The organism is Arthrobacter sp. D2-10 (assembly GCF_054161285.1).
On record NZ_CP096431.1, the window covers coordinates 2,532,756 to 2,549,442 of the forward strand.

General features: G+C 63.1%; 17 protein-coding genes. 13 read left to right on the forward strand and 4 right to left on the reverse strand.

Features of this window, described 5'->3' with window-relative positions:
* Positions 1 to 41 precede the first annotated feature (41 nt).
* The 3 genes from coaA (at position 42) to mscL (ending at position 2,453) form a co-directional block, all read left to right on the forward strand.
* Positions 42 to 1,022, forward strand: coding sequence for a type I pantothenate kinase (gene coaA, locus M1D74_RS11785; protein WP_375164463.1), 981 nt, complete (start codon positions 42 to 44; stop codon positions 1,020 to 1,022).
* A 35-nt stretch (positions 1,023 to 1,057) separates the two neighbouring features.
* Entirely contained in the window at positions 1,058 to 1,951 is an 894-nt protein-coding gene (locus tag M1D74_RS11790) for a M15 family metallopeptidase (protein WP_458115433.1), read from the forward strand.
* Positions 1,952 to 2,057: 106 nt separating this feature from the next.
* Positions 2,058 to 2,453, forward strand: coding sequence for a large conductance mechanosensitive channel protein MscL (gene mscL / locus M1D74_RS11795; protein ID WP_458115434.1), 396 nt, complete (start codon positions 2,058 to 2,060; stop codon positions 2,451 to 2,453).
* A gap of 57 nt (positions 2,454 to 2,510) precedes the next feature.
* Here the strand turns inward: mscL and glmM are convergent, their stop codons facing one another.
* The 3 genes from glmM to rplM form a co-directional block, all read right to left on the reverse strand.
* The gene (gene glmM, locus M1D74_RS11800; RefSeq protein WP_458115435.1) at positions 2,511 to 3,863 is read right to left on the reverse strand and encodes a phosphoglucosamine mutase; all 1,353 of its coding nucleotides are present in this window, start codon (positions 3,861 to 3,863) and stop codon (positions 2,511 to 2,513) included.
* Positions 3,864 to 3,976: 113 nt separating this feature from the next.
* Positions 3,977 to 4,474: a 30S ribosomal protein S9 gene (gene rpsI, locus M1D74_RS11805; protein WP_458115436.1), complete on the reverse strand. Its 498-nt coding sequence runs from the start codon at positions 4,472 to 4,474 to the stop codon at positions 3,977 to 3,979.
* A gap of 39 nt (positions 4,475 to 4,513) precedes the next feature.
* Positions 4,514 to 4,957 (reverse strand): 50S ribosomal protein L13, encoded by a 444-nt coding sequence (gene rplM, locus M1D74_RS11810; protein ID WP_458115437.1) that lies wholly within the window; start codon positions 4,955 to 4,957, stop codon positions 4,514 to 4,516.
* A 314-nt stretch (positions 4,958 to 5,271) separates the two neighbouring features.
* Here rplM and M1D74_RS11815 point away from each other — a divergent pair, with 314 nt between their 5' ends.
* The 10 genes from M1D74_RS11815 (at position 5,272) to M1D74_RS11860 (ending at position 15,878) form a co-directional block, all read left to right on the forward strand.
* Positions 5,272 to 8,130 (forward strand): hypothetical protein, encoded by a 2,859-nt coding sequence (locus M1D74_RS11815; RefSeq protein ID WP_458115438.1) that lies wholly within the window; start codon positions 5,272 to 5,274, stop codon positions 8,128 to 8,130.
* A 160-nt stretch (positions 8,131 to 8,290) separates the two neighbouring features.
* A complete protein-coding gene (locus tag M1D74_RS11820) occupies positions 8,291 to 8,527 on the forward strand; it encodes a Flp family type IVb pilin (RefSeq protein ID WP_458115439.1) in 237 nt (78 codons plus the stop codon).
* A gap of 74 nt (positions 8,528 to 8,601) precedes the next feature.
* Positions 8,602 to 9,009 (forward strand): TadE/TadG family type IV pilus assembly protein, encoded by a 408-nt coding sequence (locus tag M1D74_RS11825; RefSeq protein ID WP_458115440.1) that lies wholly within the window; start codon positions 8,602 to 8,604, stop codon positions 9,007 to 9,009.
* The gene (locus M1D74_RS11830) at positions 9,006 to 10,052 is read left to right on the forward strand and encodes a Tad domain-containing protein (protein ID WP_458115441.1); all 1,047 of its coding nucleotides are present in this window, start codon (positions 9,006 to 9,008) and stop codon (positions 10,050 to 10,052) included. Before M1D74_RS11825 ends, M1D74_RS11830 begins: the two co-directional genes overlap by 4 nt.
* Positions 10,049 to 10,813, forward strand: a complete 765-nt coding sequence (cpaB, locus tag M1D74_RS11835; RefSeq protein WP_458115442.1) for a Flp pilus assembly protein CpaB — start codon at positions 10,049 to 10,051, stop codon at positions 10,811 to 10,813. Before M1D74_RS11830 ends, cpaB begins: the two co-directional genes overlap by 4 nt.
* Positions 10,810 to 12,003 (forward strand): AAA family ATPase, encoded by a 1,194-nt coding sequence (locus M1D74_RS11840; protein WP_458115443.1) that lies wholly within the window; start codon positions 10,810 to 10,812, stop codon positions 12,001 to 12,003. Before cpaB ends, M1D74_RS11840 begins: the two co-directional genes overlap by 4 nt.
* A complete protein-coding gene (locus tag M1D74_RS11845) occupies positions 12,004 to 13,479 on the forward strand; it encodes a CpaF family protein (RefSeq protein ID WP_458115444.1) in 1,476 nt (491 codons plus the stop codon).
* A 13-nt stretch (positions 13,480 to 13,492) separates the two neighbouring features.
* Positions 13,493 to 14,419: a type II secretion system F family protein gene (locus tag M1D74_RS11850; RefSeq protein WP_458117181.1), complete on the forward strand. Its 927-nt coding sequence runs from the start codon at positions 13,493 to 13,495 to the stop codon at positions 14,417 to 14,419.
* Positions 14,420 to 14,429: 10 nt separating this feature from the next.
* Complete coding sequence (locus M1D74_RS11855) at positions 14,430 to 15,317, forward strand: type II secretion system F family protein (protein WP_458115445.1); 888 nt, start codon at positions 14,430 to 14,432, stop codon at positions 15,315 to 15,317.
* 108 nt (positions 15,318 to 15,425) lie between these two features.
* A complete protein-coding gene (locus tag M1D74_RS11860) occupies positions 15,426 to 15,878 on the forward strand; it encodes an Hpt domain-containing protein (RefSeq protein ID WP_458115446.1) in 453 nt (150 codons plus the stop codon).
* 8 nt (positions 15,879 to 15,886) lie between these two features.
* Here the strand turns inward: M1D74_RS11860 and M1D74_RS11865 are convergent, their stop codons facing one another.
* On the reverse strand, positions 15,887 to 16,666 hold the full coding sequence (locus tag M1D74_RS11865; protein ID WP_309072197.1) for a response regulator transcription factor: 780 nt from the start codon (positions 16,664 to 16,666) through the stop codon (positions 15,887 to 15,889).
* Positions 16,667 to 16,687: the final 21 nt, after the last annotated feature.

Sequence of the window (16,687 nt, forward strand, 5' to 3'; positions counted from 1 at the left end):
CCCGTTTGTTAATGTCCAGACCAGGGGGCAGAATTCCTAGGGTGAGTGAGCAATCGTCCGGAATCGGGCCCACGGCAACGGTGGACGCTGGTGTCACACCGTACGTCGAACTCGAACGGCAGACGTGGGCTCGCCTGTCCAATGAGATCGAGTCCCCACTGAACCTGGAGGACATCAGGCGGCTGCGCGGCCTCGGGGACGCACTCAACCTCGATGAGGTGCGCGAGGTCTACCTCCCCCTGTCCCGGTTGCTCTCCCTCTATGTTGCTGCTGCCGGTGAGCTGCATGCCGCAACCAACACGTTCCTTGGCGAGACCACCACCCGGACGCCGTTCGTGATCGGGGTGGCCGGCTCGGTGGCTGTCGGCAAATCCACGACAGCCCGTGTGCTCCGCGAGCTCCTGCGCCGGTGGCCGGGCACGCCGAATGTGGAACTGGTGACGACGGACGGATTCCTGTACCCGAACGAGGAACTGGAACGCCGCGGCCTGATGCAGCGGAAGGGCTTCCCGGAGTCCTACGACCGTCGTCGTCTGCTGCGCTTTGTCAGCGAGGTCAAAAGCGGGGCCGAAGAGGTCCGGGCTCCCTGGTACTCGCACCTGACGTACAACATCGTTCCGGGGCGGGAAGTGGTGGTCCGGCGGCCGGATGTGCTGATCGTCGAAGGACTGAACGTTCTCGCGCCCGCACGCACCCGCTCCGATGGACGCTCCGGCCTTGCGCTCAGCGATTTCTTCGACTTTTCCATCTATGTGGACGCCAAAACCTCCTATATTGAGGAGTGGTACGTCCAGCGTTTCCAGTCGCTGCGCAGCGGTGCCTTCGCGAACCCGGAGTCCTACTTCCACCGGTACGCCTCCCTCACGGATGAAGAGGCACGCGAAACCGCACTCGGCATCTGGCACCGCATCAACGAACCAAACCTTATGGCCAATGTCCTTCCCACCCGCGGCCGCGCCACCCTGGTCCTCACCAAGGAAGCCGACCACTCGATCCGAAGAATGCTGCTACGAAAAACCTGACGGCGCCCACGCGGCACCGCTCCTCCCCTGTGTGGGTGACGACGGCGGTGCTGCTCGTCGCGCTGTCAGGCTGCGGTACGCCTGCCCCTACCGTCGAGGCCACAACGACGGCGGCGCAAACGGCTCCAGCGACAACCGCACCTCCCAGCCCTGCCGCCACCCTCACTCCCGGGACCATTCCGGCTCCGGCCCAGCGCGCACCCGAGCCCGCTGACCCCTCTGCAGCCGCGCCTTCCACTGCCGCTCCGCAGGCCGTGCCGACTGCCTCGCCGACTGCCGTGCCGAGTGCAGTCCGGTCATCGGCTGCTGCGCCCCGTCCCGAGCCGGCCGAGTACAGCGACCCGTCGTCGCTGACCGTAGTGGTCAACAAGCGCCGGCCGTTGAACCCCGTTGATTACTTCCCGTCCGGGCTTGTGCTGCCGTCGGTGCCGCTCGCGGTGCAGGAACCGAATGCACTGCTGCGCGGCGACACCGCAGCTGCAGTCGAGGACCTCTTCGAGGCTGCGGCGAACGACGGCGTCGGCCTCACCCTGGTCAGCGGGTACCGCTCCTATCAGGACCAGGTGTCCACCTACGCCCACTGGGTAGCCCAGAACGGCGGCAACACCGATGCCGCAGACCGTATCTCAGCGCGGGCCGGGTTCTCGGAGCATCAGACGGGGCTCGCGTTCGACGTCGGGCAGTCCGACGGCGCGTGCACCCTGGCCCCGTGCTTCGCGGACACCGCGGCCGGGCGGTGGATGGCCGCCAATGCGCACCGGTTCGGCTTCATCCTGAGGTACCCGGCCGGGGCGGAAGCTGTCACCGGATTCTCCGGCGAGGCCTGGCATTATCGGTATGTGGGCGTGGACGTCGCCGAAGCGATGCGGAACGACGGCGCCGCCACCCTGGAAGAGTACTTCGGCCTCCCTGCCGCCCCCGGTTACTGATTCCGGTTACTGTTCCGGTTTCTGTTCCGCAGGAAGTCTTGTGTAGGCCTGGCAGCTTCGGGCTGCCTCACCGGATCCGGACAGAACATCCCGTAGCGTGAAACCCATGATCAACGGTTTCAAGGAATTCATCATGAAGGGCAACGTCATCGACCTGGCGGTTGCCGTGGTAATCGGTGCGGCTTTCAGCGCAGTGGTCAACGCCCTCGTGGAGAGCGTCCTCATGCCCCTGATCTCAGCGCTGGTGGGCTCACCCAACTTCGACGATTTCGCGAAGGTGACCATCAACGGCAACGAGATCCTGTTCGGGGTCTTCCTCACCGCCATCGTCAATTTCCTGCTGATTGCGGCCGCCGTTTACTTCCTGATCGTGCTGCCGATGAACAAGCTCTTCAGGCGGCGCGACCGCAAGCTGGAACTCGAAGAGGACGTTAAGGCGGAGGTGGATCCCCAGGTTGCCCTGCTGACGGAAATCCGCGACAGCCTTCGCCAGCGCGCCTGACTCGGAGACGAACTGAGGACCGAAGATTTCTCCGGTCCTCAGTTCACTCAGCACTGTCTAGGCAGGCTCGAGCGCGAGCTGGTTCTGCACGATTCCGGCCAGGGTTGCCGCAGTGCTTTCGGCGGTGGCCATGTCGGCCGCTTCCACCATCACCCGGACCACGGGTTCGGTACCGGACGGACGGAGCAGGACGCGGCCCGTCTCGCCGAGGGATTCCTGAGCTTCCCGAACTGCGCGCTGGACCTCATCGTTCCTGTTGACGCTCGACTTGTCGACGCCCTTGACGTTGATCAGCACCTGCGGGAGCTTGGTCATGATCGTCGCGAGTTCCTTCAGGCTCCGCCCGGACTTCGCGACCTGAGCGGCGAGCTGAAGACCGGTAAGAACGCCGTCTCCCGTGGTCGCGTAGTCGGCGAAGATCACGTGACCGGACTGTTCGCCGCCGAGGCTGTAACCGCCGTCGCGCATTCCCTCCAGCACATAGCGGTCACCGACGGCGGTTTCCCGCATGCTAATGCCCGCATCGCGGAGGGCGAGCTTCAGTCCCAGGTTGCTCATCACCGTGGCGACGAGCGTGTTGTCCTTCAGCCGGCCGGCGGAGTTCAGGGCCACGGCCATGATGGCCATGATCTGGTCGCCGTCCACGACGGTGCCCTCGTGGTCCACCGCGAGGCAACGGTCAGCGTCGCCGTCGTGGGCTATGCCCAGGTGCGCGCCGTGTTCCAGGACAGCTGCCTGAAGCTTCTCGAGGTGGGTGGAACCGCAGCCGTCATTGATGTTGTTGCCGTCGGGATCAGCTCCAATGACAACGATTTCCGCACCTGCGTCGGAGAACACCTGCGGGGAGCATCCGCTTGCGGCGCCGTTGGCGCAGTCGAGCACGACATTGAGCCCGTCGAGGCGGTGCGGGAGGGACTGCAGGAGGTGAACCACGTAGCGGTCCTCGGCGTCGGCGAAACGCTGGATACGGCCGACGTCGGGCCCCACCGGGCGGTGCGCAGGCGTGCTGAGGGCGGCTTCGATGGCGTCCTCAAGGGCGTCGTCGAGCTTCTTGCCGCCGCGTGCCAGGAACTTGATGCCGTTATCCGGCGCCGGATTGTGCGAGGCGGAAATCATGACGCCGAAGTCGGCCTTGAGGTCGGCGACGAGGAAGGCAGCAGCGGGCGTGGGGAGCACACCGGCGTCATACACGTCGACGCCGGCACTCGCCAGCCCTGCCTCGACCGCAGCCGCGATGAAGTCACCGCTGATGCGGGGGTCGCGTGCGATGACGGCTGTGGGCCGCCTGCCGTCGGACTGTTGGTGCCCGAGGACTACGGCCGCCGCCTGGGCTAGCTGCAATGCGAGTTCTGCGGTGAGGAGGCCGTTCGCTTGACCGCGGACGCCATCGGTCCCAAATAATCTACTCATCGTGGTCCATCCTAAGTCAGAGAAGTTGCGGACCCGCGCTGGGGGCAAAGAACGCGTTAAAGCGTTACGCCCGCCCGGCGATTGCCGAGCGGGCGTAACGGGTGGAGCAAGATCTAGCGCTTGGAATACTGAGGCGCCTTGCGTGCCTTCTTGAGACCAGCCTTCTTACGCTCGATGACGCGGGCGTCACGGGTCAGGAAGCCTGCCTTCTTGAGGGCGGGGCGGTTGTTCTCGCGGTCAATCTCGTTGAGCGCGCGGGCAACACCGAGGCGCAGCGCACCGGCCTGGCCGGAAGGGCCACCGCCGTGGATGCGTGCAATGACGTCGTACGCGCCGTCGAGCTCGAGGAGCTTGAACGGATCGTTGACTTCCTGCTGGTGCAGCTTGTTCGGGAAGTAGTCGGCCAGTTCGCGGCCGTTGACAATCCACTTGCCGCTGCCGGGCACAACGCGAACGCGTGCAACGGCTTCCTTGCGACGGCCTACAGCGGCGCCACCGACGGTAAGCGCGGGGCGCTCCTTGGCCGGGGTGTCCGAAGCAGGCGCGGATTCCGAGGTGTAGCTGGTGAGCTCCTCGGTAGGTTCGTTCAGCTCTTCAGTGTTCTGAGCCACGGTTCTCCTTGAGTGATTCTTAGTCTGTGGTGGCCAGGACTACTGAGCGACCTGGGTGATTTCGAAAGTCTGGGGCTTCTGGGCCGCGTGCGGGTGCTCCGCACCGCGGTACACCTTCAGCTTGCCCATCTGCTGGGCAGCCAGGGAGGTCTTGGGGAGCATGCCCTTGATGGCCTTCTCCACAGCGCGAACCGGGTTCTTCTCCAGCAGCTCTGCGTAGGTGACGGACTTCAGACCACCCGGGAAACCCGAGTGGCGGTAGGCACGCTTCTGTTCGAGCTTGGCGCCGGTGAGGGCAACCTTCTCAGCGTTGATGATGATGACGAAGTCGCCCATATCCATATGGGGGGCAAAGGTCGGCTTGTGCTTTCCGCGCAGCAGTGTTGCGGTCTGGCTGGCAAGACGGCCTAGGACAACGTCGGTGGCGTCAATGACGTGCCACTGGCGGTTGATGTCGCCGGGCTTCGGGGTGTACGTACGCACGGTTTTTGCCTTCGTTTCTTGTTCTACGGTGACGCTGGCTTACGGGAGCGTGAGCTCCAGATGCCAACGCAGCTGATGCATGCGTTACCGGAACTTCAGGTGAGGGCTGAATAAACACCGGTGATCCCTGGGTTCTCGGCCATTTCCGCGACCAGGTGGCTCTGCAACTGAGCCGTACGCGGACATGGACGTATCGAGATGGGACACGCACAACGACTTCCAAGGTTAGCGCGGACGTGACCCTCGGGTCAAAACAGGGTAGGCACGGCCAACACATAGGATGTTCTGAGGTCATCTAGGGGGAAGGGCGTGAGGTGAAGCTGATCCATCGTGCTTCGCGTCGTGCCGGTTCCCGCCGGAGCCTCCTGGCCATTCTAGCGTTGACGCTCGCCCTCCTGACCGCCGTTCTGGCCGGGATCATCGGGTATGCGCAGCTTGCGGCAACCGAGGCGTTGCGGTCGCTCGCCACCGCGCCGGGCCCTCAGGGCTACTTCCGGGTCTCCACCACCGTGGCCGACGACGCCGGTGCGCAGCTCGCCGACGCAGAATCAATCTTCGCGGAACTTGGCCTTACCGATGGTCTGCAGGTCTCGACCGCATCGTTCTCCGCACCGCTCCCCCTTGTTCCTTCGGGCGGCAGCGCCACCAATCTCCCCGCCGACCTCACGTTCCAGCCGGTCGGTTGGGCACCGACGACGACGCCGGTGGCCGGCTTCGTCGAAAACCTCACCCCGGACGGTGCACCCGGAAGCAGGTCCGGTCCCGTTCCGGCGGCGATGCCGGCCTTAGCCGCGGACTCCCTCGGCCTGGTTCCCGGCGACACCTTCGCTGTCGAAGGTGCCCAGGGAACCGTCCGGCTGGAATTGGTCGCAACCCTCAATCCTAGCGGTCCGGATGCCGCGTTCCTCGACCCTGCGCCGGCGGAGGGAGTGGAGACCGCGCCGACCACCGTCATTGTTCCTCCCTCTTCTATGGGGGCGTTCAGCGCGGACCCTGCGCTCCAGTGGGCGCTGACCGCGGATCAGGACTCAGCATCGGCTACGGCACTCCCCCGACTCGCGGACGCCTTGCGCGAGCTTCCGGAGCGATTGACAGAGGACCCCGCCTTTGAAGGTGACGTAGAAGTCTCGGGTGAGTTGGTCGCGCTGCTGGATTCGACCACGAAAGCGAATGAATCGGTTCGCGCTGTCTTGATGATCGCCTTGGCCGCGGTGGCGGTCGCCGGGGTGCTGACCTTGGCCTTATTCGCTCGACGGGTTGCGCCGTCGCGCCGGGTCCTACTCAGCGCGGGTGGGTCCTGCGTGCTAGGGTGGGGCGCCGCAGTCGTACAGGTGCCGCTTCTCTTCGATGGCGGCGCTTCGTATCTCGCACGGGCGGGCAACGTTGCTGGTGCAAGCTGGGCAGTGCCGTTGCTCTGTGTGGCGGGCGCCGTCGTCGTTAGATGGGTCGCGTCCGTGTTGAGGAAGCTGCCCAAATCGGTGACGGTACCGCGGTTCCTGCATCGGCACTCCTCGGCGGTGATTCCGATGGTCCTGGTGGCGGTGACCATCGGGATGGCCACTTTTGCTGCCGCCTATTCGGAGGCGCTGCACCGGACGCAGGCGGCGGCTTCGCAGTTGGTCAACGGTTCGGACGTGCGGGTCGAACTTCCCGACGTTCCGGCGAGCGAGCTTCCTCCGCTGGAATCGTTCGACGGCGAGTTAGTGCGGGCTCAGTCCTGGGCGTACCGCGGGGATGTGCAGGTGGCTTCCGAAACCGCACAGCTGGTTGCGGTGGATGCCGAATCGCTTCCCAGTCTGCTCGGCGCCGGGGCCGATTTGATCGACGTGGATGAACTCGCGGGGGCGCTGGCCTACCAGCTGCCAGTCCCGGAGCCCGCGCTGACGCTCCTGCCGTCTGCTACTCAGGTGCGTCTTCAGTTCAGTTCGGTTGGTACAACTCAGCCCGCAACCGACGACGACGCGTCCGCCCGCGCAGCTTCCGTAACAGCGTGGATCCGAACAGAGAACCGTGCGCTTGTCTCTGTTCCGGCAGGCACGCTGGCACTGGCTGGCACCAGCGCGCAGGCGCATTCGCTGTCCTTCTCGTTGCCTGAAGGTTCGCGCCCCGTCGCCGTTGCGGCGCTAGACATAGCACTGGAAGCTGCGGAGAACCCCGCTGGTTACGACCTGAAGCTCACCGGTGTCTCGAGCGACGGCGGCATCGGCAATGGTCAGTCCCGGCTCGCCGAAGAATCCACGTTGCGACTGGCGCCCGAAGCGTTCGGTGCCGGCCGGTCGGAGATCGCACCGCTCGACGACGGTGTGGGAGTCCGTTTTCCGGCCGGACCTTCTGCTGGCGATACTGTGCGGGCTCGACTGGTTGCCGAAGTGTTCGACGAGAGGCTCCCGGTAGCTCTCAGCTCTTCGCTACTTGCCAAGTTGGGTCTTTCTGTTGGTGACCCAATACCCCTTAGCGCTGGCGAGGTAGACCTTCCGGCCGTGCTGGCCGCCGTAACTCCGATTATTCCCGGGACCTCGGAAGCGGCTGCGGTGCTGGTGAACTGGCAGGCCTACTCTGCGGCGTCCCTCGCCACTTTGCCTACTCCCTCGGCTGCCGGTGAGATCTGGCTTGCCACTACTGATCTCGATGACGCCAAGGAGAGCGCGCAAGCGTCTGCCGGAGCCGGCACCGTGGTAACGGCTAGTGACAGCAGGATGACTGCGCGGTTCCTCGATCCGGCGGTTGCTGTGTTGTGGGTAGCGGTTGTCGGCAACCTCTTGTTGGGCGGTGTGGGCATCGGGTTGAGCGCACGTGCACCGGCTCAACCGCGGTTGTCCCAAGTGGCTGGTGTTGGCATCGTGCTGGGGTTCGCGAGCGGACTCGCGATCGCTGCCCTTGCCGTTCCGGTTCTGGTGCAATCGGCGGTTGTTGATGCGGCCGAGGGGCTTAGGGTGCCGCTGCTGATCGCGGTAATGCCCCTTCTAACTCTCGCTGCGATTCAGGTACTTCTACTGGTGCTGATCGGAAGGTTCTGCCGTCCGCGGGTGACTCCAAGTGAGGCCTACAATCCCACTGATGCTGCATTTGGAACGGGCGATCTCGATCAATCCGCTGTCGACAAGCAGGAGACGACGATGATCGAAGTACCGGCCGAATATACCGCGCGTCACCGCGGGAATGACGAGTCATAACGCAGGAAAAGCTCAAGGAAAAGCGCAGGAAAAGCCGCACCAGATAGGGTTCGCGCAGGATTAGTTCAAACTTGGAGTTTCCGGGGATTTCCGCTGCTACTTTTTTGGCAGAGCTGGCAAGGGGCCAGCCACCCATCCTCGTACATCAGGGAGAAACGAAATGCTGTCTGCATTCCTGGCTGACGCCAAGTCCACCATCAAGGCCAACACCAACCGCGACGAGACCGGCGCCACCGCCGTTGAATACGGCATCATGGTTGCCCTCATCGCTGTTGTCATCATTGCGGGAGTTACCCTGCTCGGTGGTGACCTCCTAAATCTTTTCAACAACGTTGCTGGCACCGTCCCCGATGGAACTGTTCCTGCTCCTGCCGCCACCACCGGAGGTACTCCGTAGCTTTTGTAGGGCCCGTGCCGCGCTCCCTTGCGACGGCACGGGCCTTCCACAACTTGAACTACGGGAGAAGAACGATGCGAGACGACCGGGAACGGGGTGCTGCAGCAGTCGAGTTTGCCATCTTACTTCCCGTCCTTCTCCTTCTACTGCTCGGCATTATGGAACTCGGCCGGGCATACAACGTTCAGATGACGCTCACCAACTCAGCACGGGAGGGCGTTCGAGTTATGGCGCTCGCGGACGACCAGTCCCAGGCAAAAGCCGCCGCAAGTAATGCTGCGAAAATACTCGCGCCAACTTCGTCCAATTCGACGATCACTTTTTCGACCAGTCCTACATCATCGCCAGCTACTTGCGCACATGTCCCAGGAGGGGGGCACAAGCAAGTGACCCTGACCTTCTCCTACCAGTTGTCAACTCTCACCGGCATAGCCGGACCATTCACGCTAACCGGCAAAGGAACGATGCTATGCGGCGGATGAATCAGGAAAGCGAAGAAAACGGTGCTGTTGCAGTACTCGTCGCTCTGCTCTTGGTCGTCCTACTCGGATTTGCTGCAATCGCCGTGGACGTCGGCATGCTGTATGCCGAAAAAGCACAACTACGAAACGGTGCAGACGCCACTGCTATTGGCGTTGCTCAGGCCTGTGCTGAGACTCCACCCACACCTGACTGTCTCGAATCTGTTGATTCTGGCTCCCTCGCTAAAAAGCTTGCCGATGCGAATTCATTGGACGCACAAAGCAATCCTCGGAATGTCGACATCGATTGGGATAAGGGCGCTGTCGTAGCAGAAGTTGGTGCCCTCGAGGATGGTTCGGCCGCGAACAGCGTCTCCCTCATCTTCGCCAACGCACTTGGCGTGTCGGACGCAGAGGTAGTCGCAAAGTCGAGCGCAGCATGGGGTGTCCCGGTCGGCGGAGTTGCTCCTTTCGCTATCGCCTTCTCAAAGTGTGAAGTCGATTCAGGGATCGACGGTGACGGGAATTTGCAGTTCCTGAAGTCACACGGAGCGGATGACACGGATGGTGGTTGCACCGGTACCTCCTCCGGGCACGAACTTCCAGGCGGATTCGGCTGGCTTGATCAAAGTTCCGGTCATTCGTGCGGAGTAGTTATTGATCCATCATCACCATGGATTGGAAGCGACACAGGGTCAGGCATAAAGACCGGTTGTGCAGCGAAGCTGGACGCTTGGAAGTCCCGGCTGCAGAAAGGCGAGCGCGTCATCGAACTCATCCCGATCTTCGACGACACTAACGGCGAAGGAGGGAACAACGGCGAGTTTCGGATGCATGCGTTCGCAGCCTTCGAAATCCGGGGCTGGCACTTCAACGCCGGCAACGATTTCATGCTTCCAGACGCACAAACGCTCTTCAACTCAAAGTACAAGAACAGCGACAGGGGCTTCGTGGGCCGATTTGTTGAGTATGTGTCCCTTGACTCATCTTTTGAGATCAAGCCCATGCCGGAAGGCGGATACGGCGCGAACGTAGTCAAACTTACTCTCGGAGAATCGCCATGAAGTCTCGTCTGACAGTCGGCGTCGTTGCCATCGCTTTAGCCCTTGTTGGAGCCGTGATGGTGTATAGCTATGCAAATGGGGCCGAAGCGCGCGCGATGCAGAATTTGGAGCCGATCGACGTCCTAGTTGTGCAGGAGGCTGTCCCTGCCGGAACCGCCGTGGCGGAGCTGGCCGCATCGCTTGCCGTGGAACAGGTGCCTGCCGCCTCCGTAGCCGATACCGCTTTGAAGAACTTGGACAATGCGGCCGGTACTGTGACAGCGGTAGACCTTGTTCCGGGGGAACAACTCCTCACGGAGCGACTGGTGAAACCCGAAGACCTGGTGACTCCGGGAGCAGTCGAAGTGCCGAAGGGGCTGCACGAAGTATCCATACTCGTCGAGCCCAAGCGCATCGCGGGCGGCCGTGTCATTGCTGGCGATTTCGTGGGCGTATTCGCCTCCAAATCAGACGGCGGAATCATAGCTGCGCCCGAAACGGAGTCGACTCAACTTGTGCTGCCTCGCGTACTGATCTCGGCCGTGCAGCGAGCCCCCGAACCCGCCCCCGCCGATCCCAATGCATCCGAGGAGGAGGCTGCAGCAGCTGAGGCCGAGTCTCTTCCGACCGGTTCCCTCATGGTGACTCTTGCAGTCAATCCGGACGAGGCATCACGGCTCATCTTCGCTAGCGAGTACGAGTCGGTCTGGCTCAGCAAAGCTACAGCAGCCGGCAATGATGCTCCTCCATTCGTTGTGAAAGACGAGGGTCTATTTCGATGAGCCGCTTCCTCATTATCACGGCGGACAACGCCTTCGAGCAGAAGGTCCGTTTGGCGACCGCCGGCGGGCTGCCCGGAGAAGTTCTCGCTGTCCGCCCCGATCTGCTGGCCCGGCCCGAGGACCTACTCAACCTGGTGGCCGTACAGCAGCCCGAGGTACTGATACTTGGCCCAGGCTTGGCGATGGAAGGCGCCCTTCGCCTGGCCACCGTCGTCGACGTCCGTTTCCCGAACGTCAGCCTCGTGCTCATCACGCCGGATGAATCGGAAGTCGCCCTGCAGGCGATGCGCGCCGGTATCCGCGACATCGTAGACCCAACCGCGGACATCCCCACCGTCCGCATGCTCCTTGAACGCGCCTGCCATGCGTTCGCCAGCCGCACTCGTACCGACAATGCTCCAGCTGCCGCCAAACAGGAACACGGTCTGGTTGTCGGTGTGTTCTCACCCAAGGGTGGCGTCGGCAAGACTACCATCGCGACCAATCTCGCGGTAGGGCTCGGCAGGTTGGCGCCGATGGGCGTTGTCCTCGTCGACCTCGACCTGCAGTTCGGTGATGTCGCCTCAAATCTTTATCTCGACCCTGAGTACTCGGTACTTGATGCTGTCTCCAGTTCAGCGAGCACCGACACGATGATCCTCAAGGCGTTCCTGACGCCGCACCCGTCCGGTATCTACGCTCTCTGCGCGCCTGCGAACCCGGCAGATGCCGACAGCATCACGGCCGCTCAGCTCGAGGTGCTGATCAAACAGCTGTCCGCGGAGTTTGCCTACGTGGTCCTGGACACCGGTCCGGGCCTCACCGAGCACAGCCTGGCTGCCCTGGAACAGAGCACCGACGCGGTTTGGGTTACGGGGATGGACGTTCCCAGTGTCCGTGGCCTGCGCTCCGGCCTCGATGTACTGAGCAAGCTGGACCTTTTTCCCGAAACCCGACACGTGGTTCTCAACTTCGCCGACTCCAAAACAGGATTGTCCGTTCAGGACGTCGAAGCGACCCTCGGTGCTCCAGTGGACATCTCCATCCCACGCTCCCGTGGCATCTCGCTCGCCACCAACCGTGGTGTTCCTCTCCTGCAGGAAGAGGTCCGAGATCCGGCAACCAAGAACCTGAAAGGTCTGGTTGAACGCTTCGATCCGAAGTGGCGTGCGCGCAGTCAGCGTGGGCTGCACCGCCGTGTGGTGATCTAAATGAAACTCTCTGAACGGCTCAATCAGGCCAATAATGCGTCGACACCTGCAGCAGCTCCCGACGAAACTGCGCAAGCTCTGAATTCCGAGCAAGCCGCGCCGGTCATCGGCGTTCCTGACGTGATCGAGCCCATCTTCCACAGCGCAGTAGTCACCGGCGGGGCCTCCACCGAAGCACCGGTAACAGCCCGCATTGATGCCTTCGCCGGGCTGAAGCAGCGCGCCGCTGAGGCGCTCTACGAGCGGATGGGCGCGCGCTTCAGTGACTCAACGCTCAAGGAGGAAGACCTTCGCGCGGTTGCGCGCGAAGAGCTCAGCCAGGTCATTGACGCCGAGCAGGTGCCGCTGACCCCCGACGAGCGCCGTCGACTCATTCAGGATGTGGCCGACGATGTGCTAGGCCTCGGTCCGCTGCAGCGTCTACTCGACGATGAGGACGTCACCGAAATCATGGTGAACCGCGCCGACCAGATCTACATCGAGCGCCGCGGCAAGTTGGTGCTTTCCGACTCGACCTTCCAGTCCGAGGAACAACTGCGTCGGGTCATTGAACGCATCGTCTCCAAGGTAGGCCGCCGGATCGACGAGTCCTCCCCGTTCGTCGACGCACGCCTGGAAGATGGCTCCCGTGTGAACGCCGTCATCCCGCCACTCGCAGTGAACGGCTCCTCGCTGACCATCCGTAAATTCAGCAAGAAGCCGCTCACAATCGAGAAGCTCATCAGTTTCGGAACGCTCACGCCGGAGATGGCCGAGCTGCTCGACGCGTGCGTCAAAGCGAAGCTGAACATCATCGTGTCCGGTGGTACGGGTACTGGTAAGACCACGCTCCTCAATGTGTTGTCTTCCTTCCTGCCCCACGACGATCGCATCGTCACCATCGAGGACGCTGTCGAGCTGCAGATTCAGCAGGCACACGTGGTGCGCCTCGAAAGCCGGCCCCCGAACACCGAGGGCAAGGGCGCCGTAACGATCCGCGATCTGGTCAAGAATTCGCTGCGTATGCGTCCTGACCGCATCGTGATTGGTGAGGTTCGTGGCGGTGAGTCGCTCGACATGCTGCAGGCCATGAACACCGGTCACGACGGCTCACTCTCGACCGTGCACGCCAACTCGCCACGCGACGCCGTCGCGCGTCTGGAGACCCTCGTGCTGATGGCGGGCATGGATCTGCCGTTGCGGGCGATTCGAGAGCAGTTGGCTTCCGCAGTGAACCTCGTCATCCAGATCTCGCGCCTGCGTGACGGCACCCGCCGCATCACGCACGTGACCGAGGTGCAGGGCATGGAAGGCGACATCGTCACCCTTCAGGACGCCTTCGTGTTCGATTACTCCGCCGGCGTCGACTCCTCGGGTCGTTTCTTGGGAAAGCCGGTCCCCACAGGGATCCGCCCCCGGTTCATGGAGAGGTTCGAGGACATGGGCATCACCGTGTCTCCTGCCGTCTTCGGCGCCGCACTGAGCGGCCGGAGGTAGTCCCGTGGTCCTGATGTTCGTCTATGGGACAGCACTCTGTCTGGCCGCGCTCGGACTTCTGCTGTTTGCCACCCGGCCTCGCCAGTCAGCGGTACCGCTGGACCGTCGTCGTCCTCCGGTTGAGGAATCAGACTCTCAGCTCACCAAGTTCGCAGGGTCAGCAGTCCGCGCCATGGAACGGTTCCTGAAGAAGCATCCTCAGCGGCTGTACCGGCAGGAATTGCTGGAGACCGCCGGCGTGCGTCTGACCCAGGCTGACATGTTCCTGTTGGTGATCGCCGGCGCTATCGCCGGGTTGGCATTCGGGCTGGTGGTTGGCGTTCCGTTCCTCGGTATCCTCCTGTTGCTGCTTGCCCCCGCCATCGCGCATCTGGTTTTCGTCTTGAAGATCGGGCGGCGCCGCGCGAAGTTCGATGACCAGCTCGGGGATACCCTTCAGCTACTGACCGGTGGTCTCCGCGCCGGGCACAGTATCCTGCGTGCCATCGACGCTGCGGCCACCGAAGCTGACTCGCCGACGTCGGACGAGATGCGGCGTGTCGTCACCGAGACGAGCCTCGGCAAAGACCTGCTCACCTCATTGCTCGATACCGCAAAGCGCATGGAAAGCGAGGACTTCGCCTGGATCGCTCAGGCCATTCAGATCAACCGCGAGGTTGGTGGCGACCTCGCGGAAGTCCTCGATCAGGTGGCTGCCACCATCCGCGAGCGCAGCGAGATCAAGGGACAGATCCGTGCGCTGGCTGCGGAAGGAAAGTTCTCGGCCTACATCCTGGTGGCACTCCCCTTTGGCATCGGTGCAATGCTGATGCTGGTGAGCCCCGGATATGTGGACCCGCTGTTCAGTGAGCCGCTCGGCTGGGTCATGATCGGCGCGTCTGTCGTCATGATGACCATTGGCTGCCTCTGGCTCCGCAAGATCATCGATTTGAAATTCTAGGAGGGCAGCAATGAATCCCGTAGTACTGACATCGCTGCTCCTCGTTGCGGCACCACTGGGCTACCTGGGCTGGGCTCTGCTCAGCCCCGGCAACCAGTCCCACAAGAACGTTCAGGAGAATCTGCGCCGTGGTGCGCGGCGTGCCGAAGAGTCACGGGCGGCCGTCCGTCCCAGTCTTCTCGCCCGACTGGGCTACGCCATCACACCGGCGGGCTACATCCAAAAGCTGGACAAGCTTCTCGCGCTGGCGGGTCGCCCTGCTTCCATGCCCCTCGGGAAGGTGCTCGGCGCCAAGCCCGCCCTCTGCCTCGTGGCGGGTGCGCTCGGCTTCCTCATGGCGAACGCCGCCCAGAAGCCGACGATCACCATGCTCGCGATCTTCCTGACCCTGTTCGGCTACTTCATCCCGGATCTACTGCTCTATAGCAAGGGACAGGAACGCCAGAAAGCGATGCAGCTGGAGCTCGCCAACACGCTGGACCAGATGCTGATCTCCGTCGAGGCCGGCCTGGGCTTCGAAAGTGCCATGCAGCGCGCGGGCGAAACCGGCAAGGGCCCCCTCGCCGAGGAACTGGTGCGGACGCTGCAGGACATGCAGGTGGGCCGCAGCCGGCGTGAGTCATACCTGGCCCTCGCTGACCGCACGAGCATCCCCGAGTTGCGCAGCTTCGTGAAGGCTGTGGTTCAGGCGGATGCCTACGGCATCGCGCTCAGCGGCGTGCTGCGCACCCAGGCGAAGGTGATGCGCGTGAAGCGCCGCCAGCGGGCGGAGGAGAAGGCTATGAAGCTCCCCGTGACGGTGCTGTTCCCGCTCCTGTTCTTCATCTTTCCTGTGCTCTTCATCATCATTCTTGGTCCGGCGGTCATCAACGCGATCGCCACGTTCAGCGGACAATAAGTAGGCTCACAAAACGCTGCTAGAACGCAAGCCGAAGAATTCCGCAGTGTTTGCACAGCATCCTTCCAATCTCATATTTCTCACATTTCCAGAAAGTAGCGTTAGCTCATGGCCCTCTCCCGCCCTGGCGCGAACGACGACGACGCAGACTTCCTGCGCGGCGTCGGCGCTGAGCCACGGGAAGTGGTCGGCGGGCACAGCGCAGACAGGACGCCACTCGTGGACGCGAATGTTCTTCATGATCTCGAGGATCAGCTCAACAGCGCCTCCGCAGCCCGCGCGTTCGTGCGCGACTACGTGGCTGTTTGGGATGAGAGAGACGCACGCATCTCCTCGGCAATCGCCCGGCGAAACCAGGCCGCGTCACTGGACGCAGTATTAAGCCTGAAGATCACGTCAACGATGGTGGGGGCGACCCAGCTCGTGTCCCTGGCCACCAACCTCGAGGCCTTACTGCGCGAGGGAAAGCTCGAGGAGGCTGCGGCCGCGTTGCCGCAGGTTCACCGGTGCGGCTTGCGCACCATGCGGGAGCTGACCGTCATGCACCTCGATCAAAAGTAAGCCCGAGATCAGTCAGCGCGACGCGGCACCAGCCGGTAACCAACGCCCCGGACGGTCATCAGCCAGCGCGGGCTTCGGGGGTCCTCCCCCAACTTCCGGCGCAGGTTCCCGATGTGCACCTCGATGGCTCGCTCATCGGCTTCGCTGATATAGGTCTCGGTCCGGTAGTACTGGCCCCGGACCACGCGAACCAGGTCGCCCTTCGTCCTGACAGCACCGGAACTGCGTAGCAGCTCGTGCAGCAGGTCGAACTCGCTGCGGGTGAGCACCAGTTCCTCGCCCCGCACCGTGACGGTCCGGGTGTCCTTATCAAGCTCAAGGCCGTTGTGCCGCAGCACGGAGTCCGGCCGCGCCGGTGATGCCGGCTCCGGGGCGGGGGCGGCCGCCGTCGTCGTCGGTTGTTCGCTGGTGAGGCCGCCGCGCGGGCGCCGCAGCATTGCGGCGATGCGGGCGCGGACCTCACGGGGCCGGAAGGGCTTGGTGACGAAGTCATCCGCCCCCGCCTGCAGCGCAGTGAGGGTATCGATTTCTTCATTGTGCGCGGTCAGCATGATCACGTAGCAATCGCTGAGTCCACGTATCCGGCGAAGTACCTCGTACCCGTCGATATCGGGAAGCCCTACGTCGAGAGTGACCAGCGTGGGGTTGTGCTCCTTGACCGCTTCCACCCCGGCGCGACCGTCGCCCGCAGCATGGACAACAAAGCCCGATTGCGTGAGAACCGTGCTCACGAGGTTGCGAACGTCAAGATCATCCTCGACCACTACCGCCACACCTGGATCGCGCACTATTTCCTCCTGGTCCCCAAC

Coding starts and splice junctions, on each gene's coding strand:
- mscL (WP_458115434.1), top strand. CDS start 2,058: ATGATCAACGGTTTCAAGGAATTCATCATGAAGGGCAACGTCATCGAC.
- glmM (WP_458115435.1), bottom strand. CDS start 3,863: ATGAGTAGATTATTTGGGACCGATGGCGTCCGCGGTCAAGCGAACGGC.
- M1D74_RS11820 (WP_458115439.1), top strand. CDS start 8,291: ATGCTGTCTGCATTCCTGGCTGACGCCAAGTCCACCATCAAGGCCAAC.
- M1D74_RS11825 (WP_458115440.1), top strand. CDS start 8,602: ATGCGAGACGACCGGGAACGGGGTGCTGCAGCAGTCGAGTTTGCCATC.
- M1D74_RS11830 (WP_458115441.1), top strand. CDS start 9,006: ATGAATCAGGAAAGCGAAGAAAACGGTGCTGTTGCAGTACTCGTCGCT.
- cpaB (WP_458115442.1), top strand. CDS start 10,049: ATGAAGTCTCGTCTGACAGTCGGCGTCGTTGCCATCGCTTTAGCCCTT.
- M1D74_RS11840 (WP_458115443.1), top strand. CDS start 10,810: ATGAGCCGCTTCCTCATTATCACGGCGGACAACGCCTTCGAGCAGAAG.
- M1D74_RS11845 (WP_458115444.1), top strand. CDS start 12,004: ATGAAACTCTCTGAACGGCTCAATCAGGCCAATAATGCGTCGACACCT.
- M1D74_RS11850 (WP_458117181.1), top strand. CDS start 13,493: ATGTTCGTCTATGGGACAGCACTCTGTCTGGCCGCGCTCGGACTTCTG.
- M1D74_RS11855 (WP_458115445.1), top strand. CDS start 14,430: ATGAATCCCGTAGTACTGACATCGCTGCTCCTCGTTGCGGCACCACTG.
- M1D74_RS11860 (WP_458115446.1), top strand. CDS start 15,426: ATGGCCCTCTCCCGCCCTGGCGCGAACGACGACGACGCAGACTTCCTG.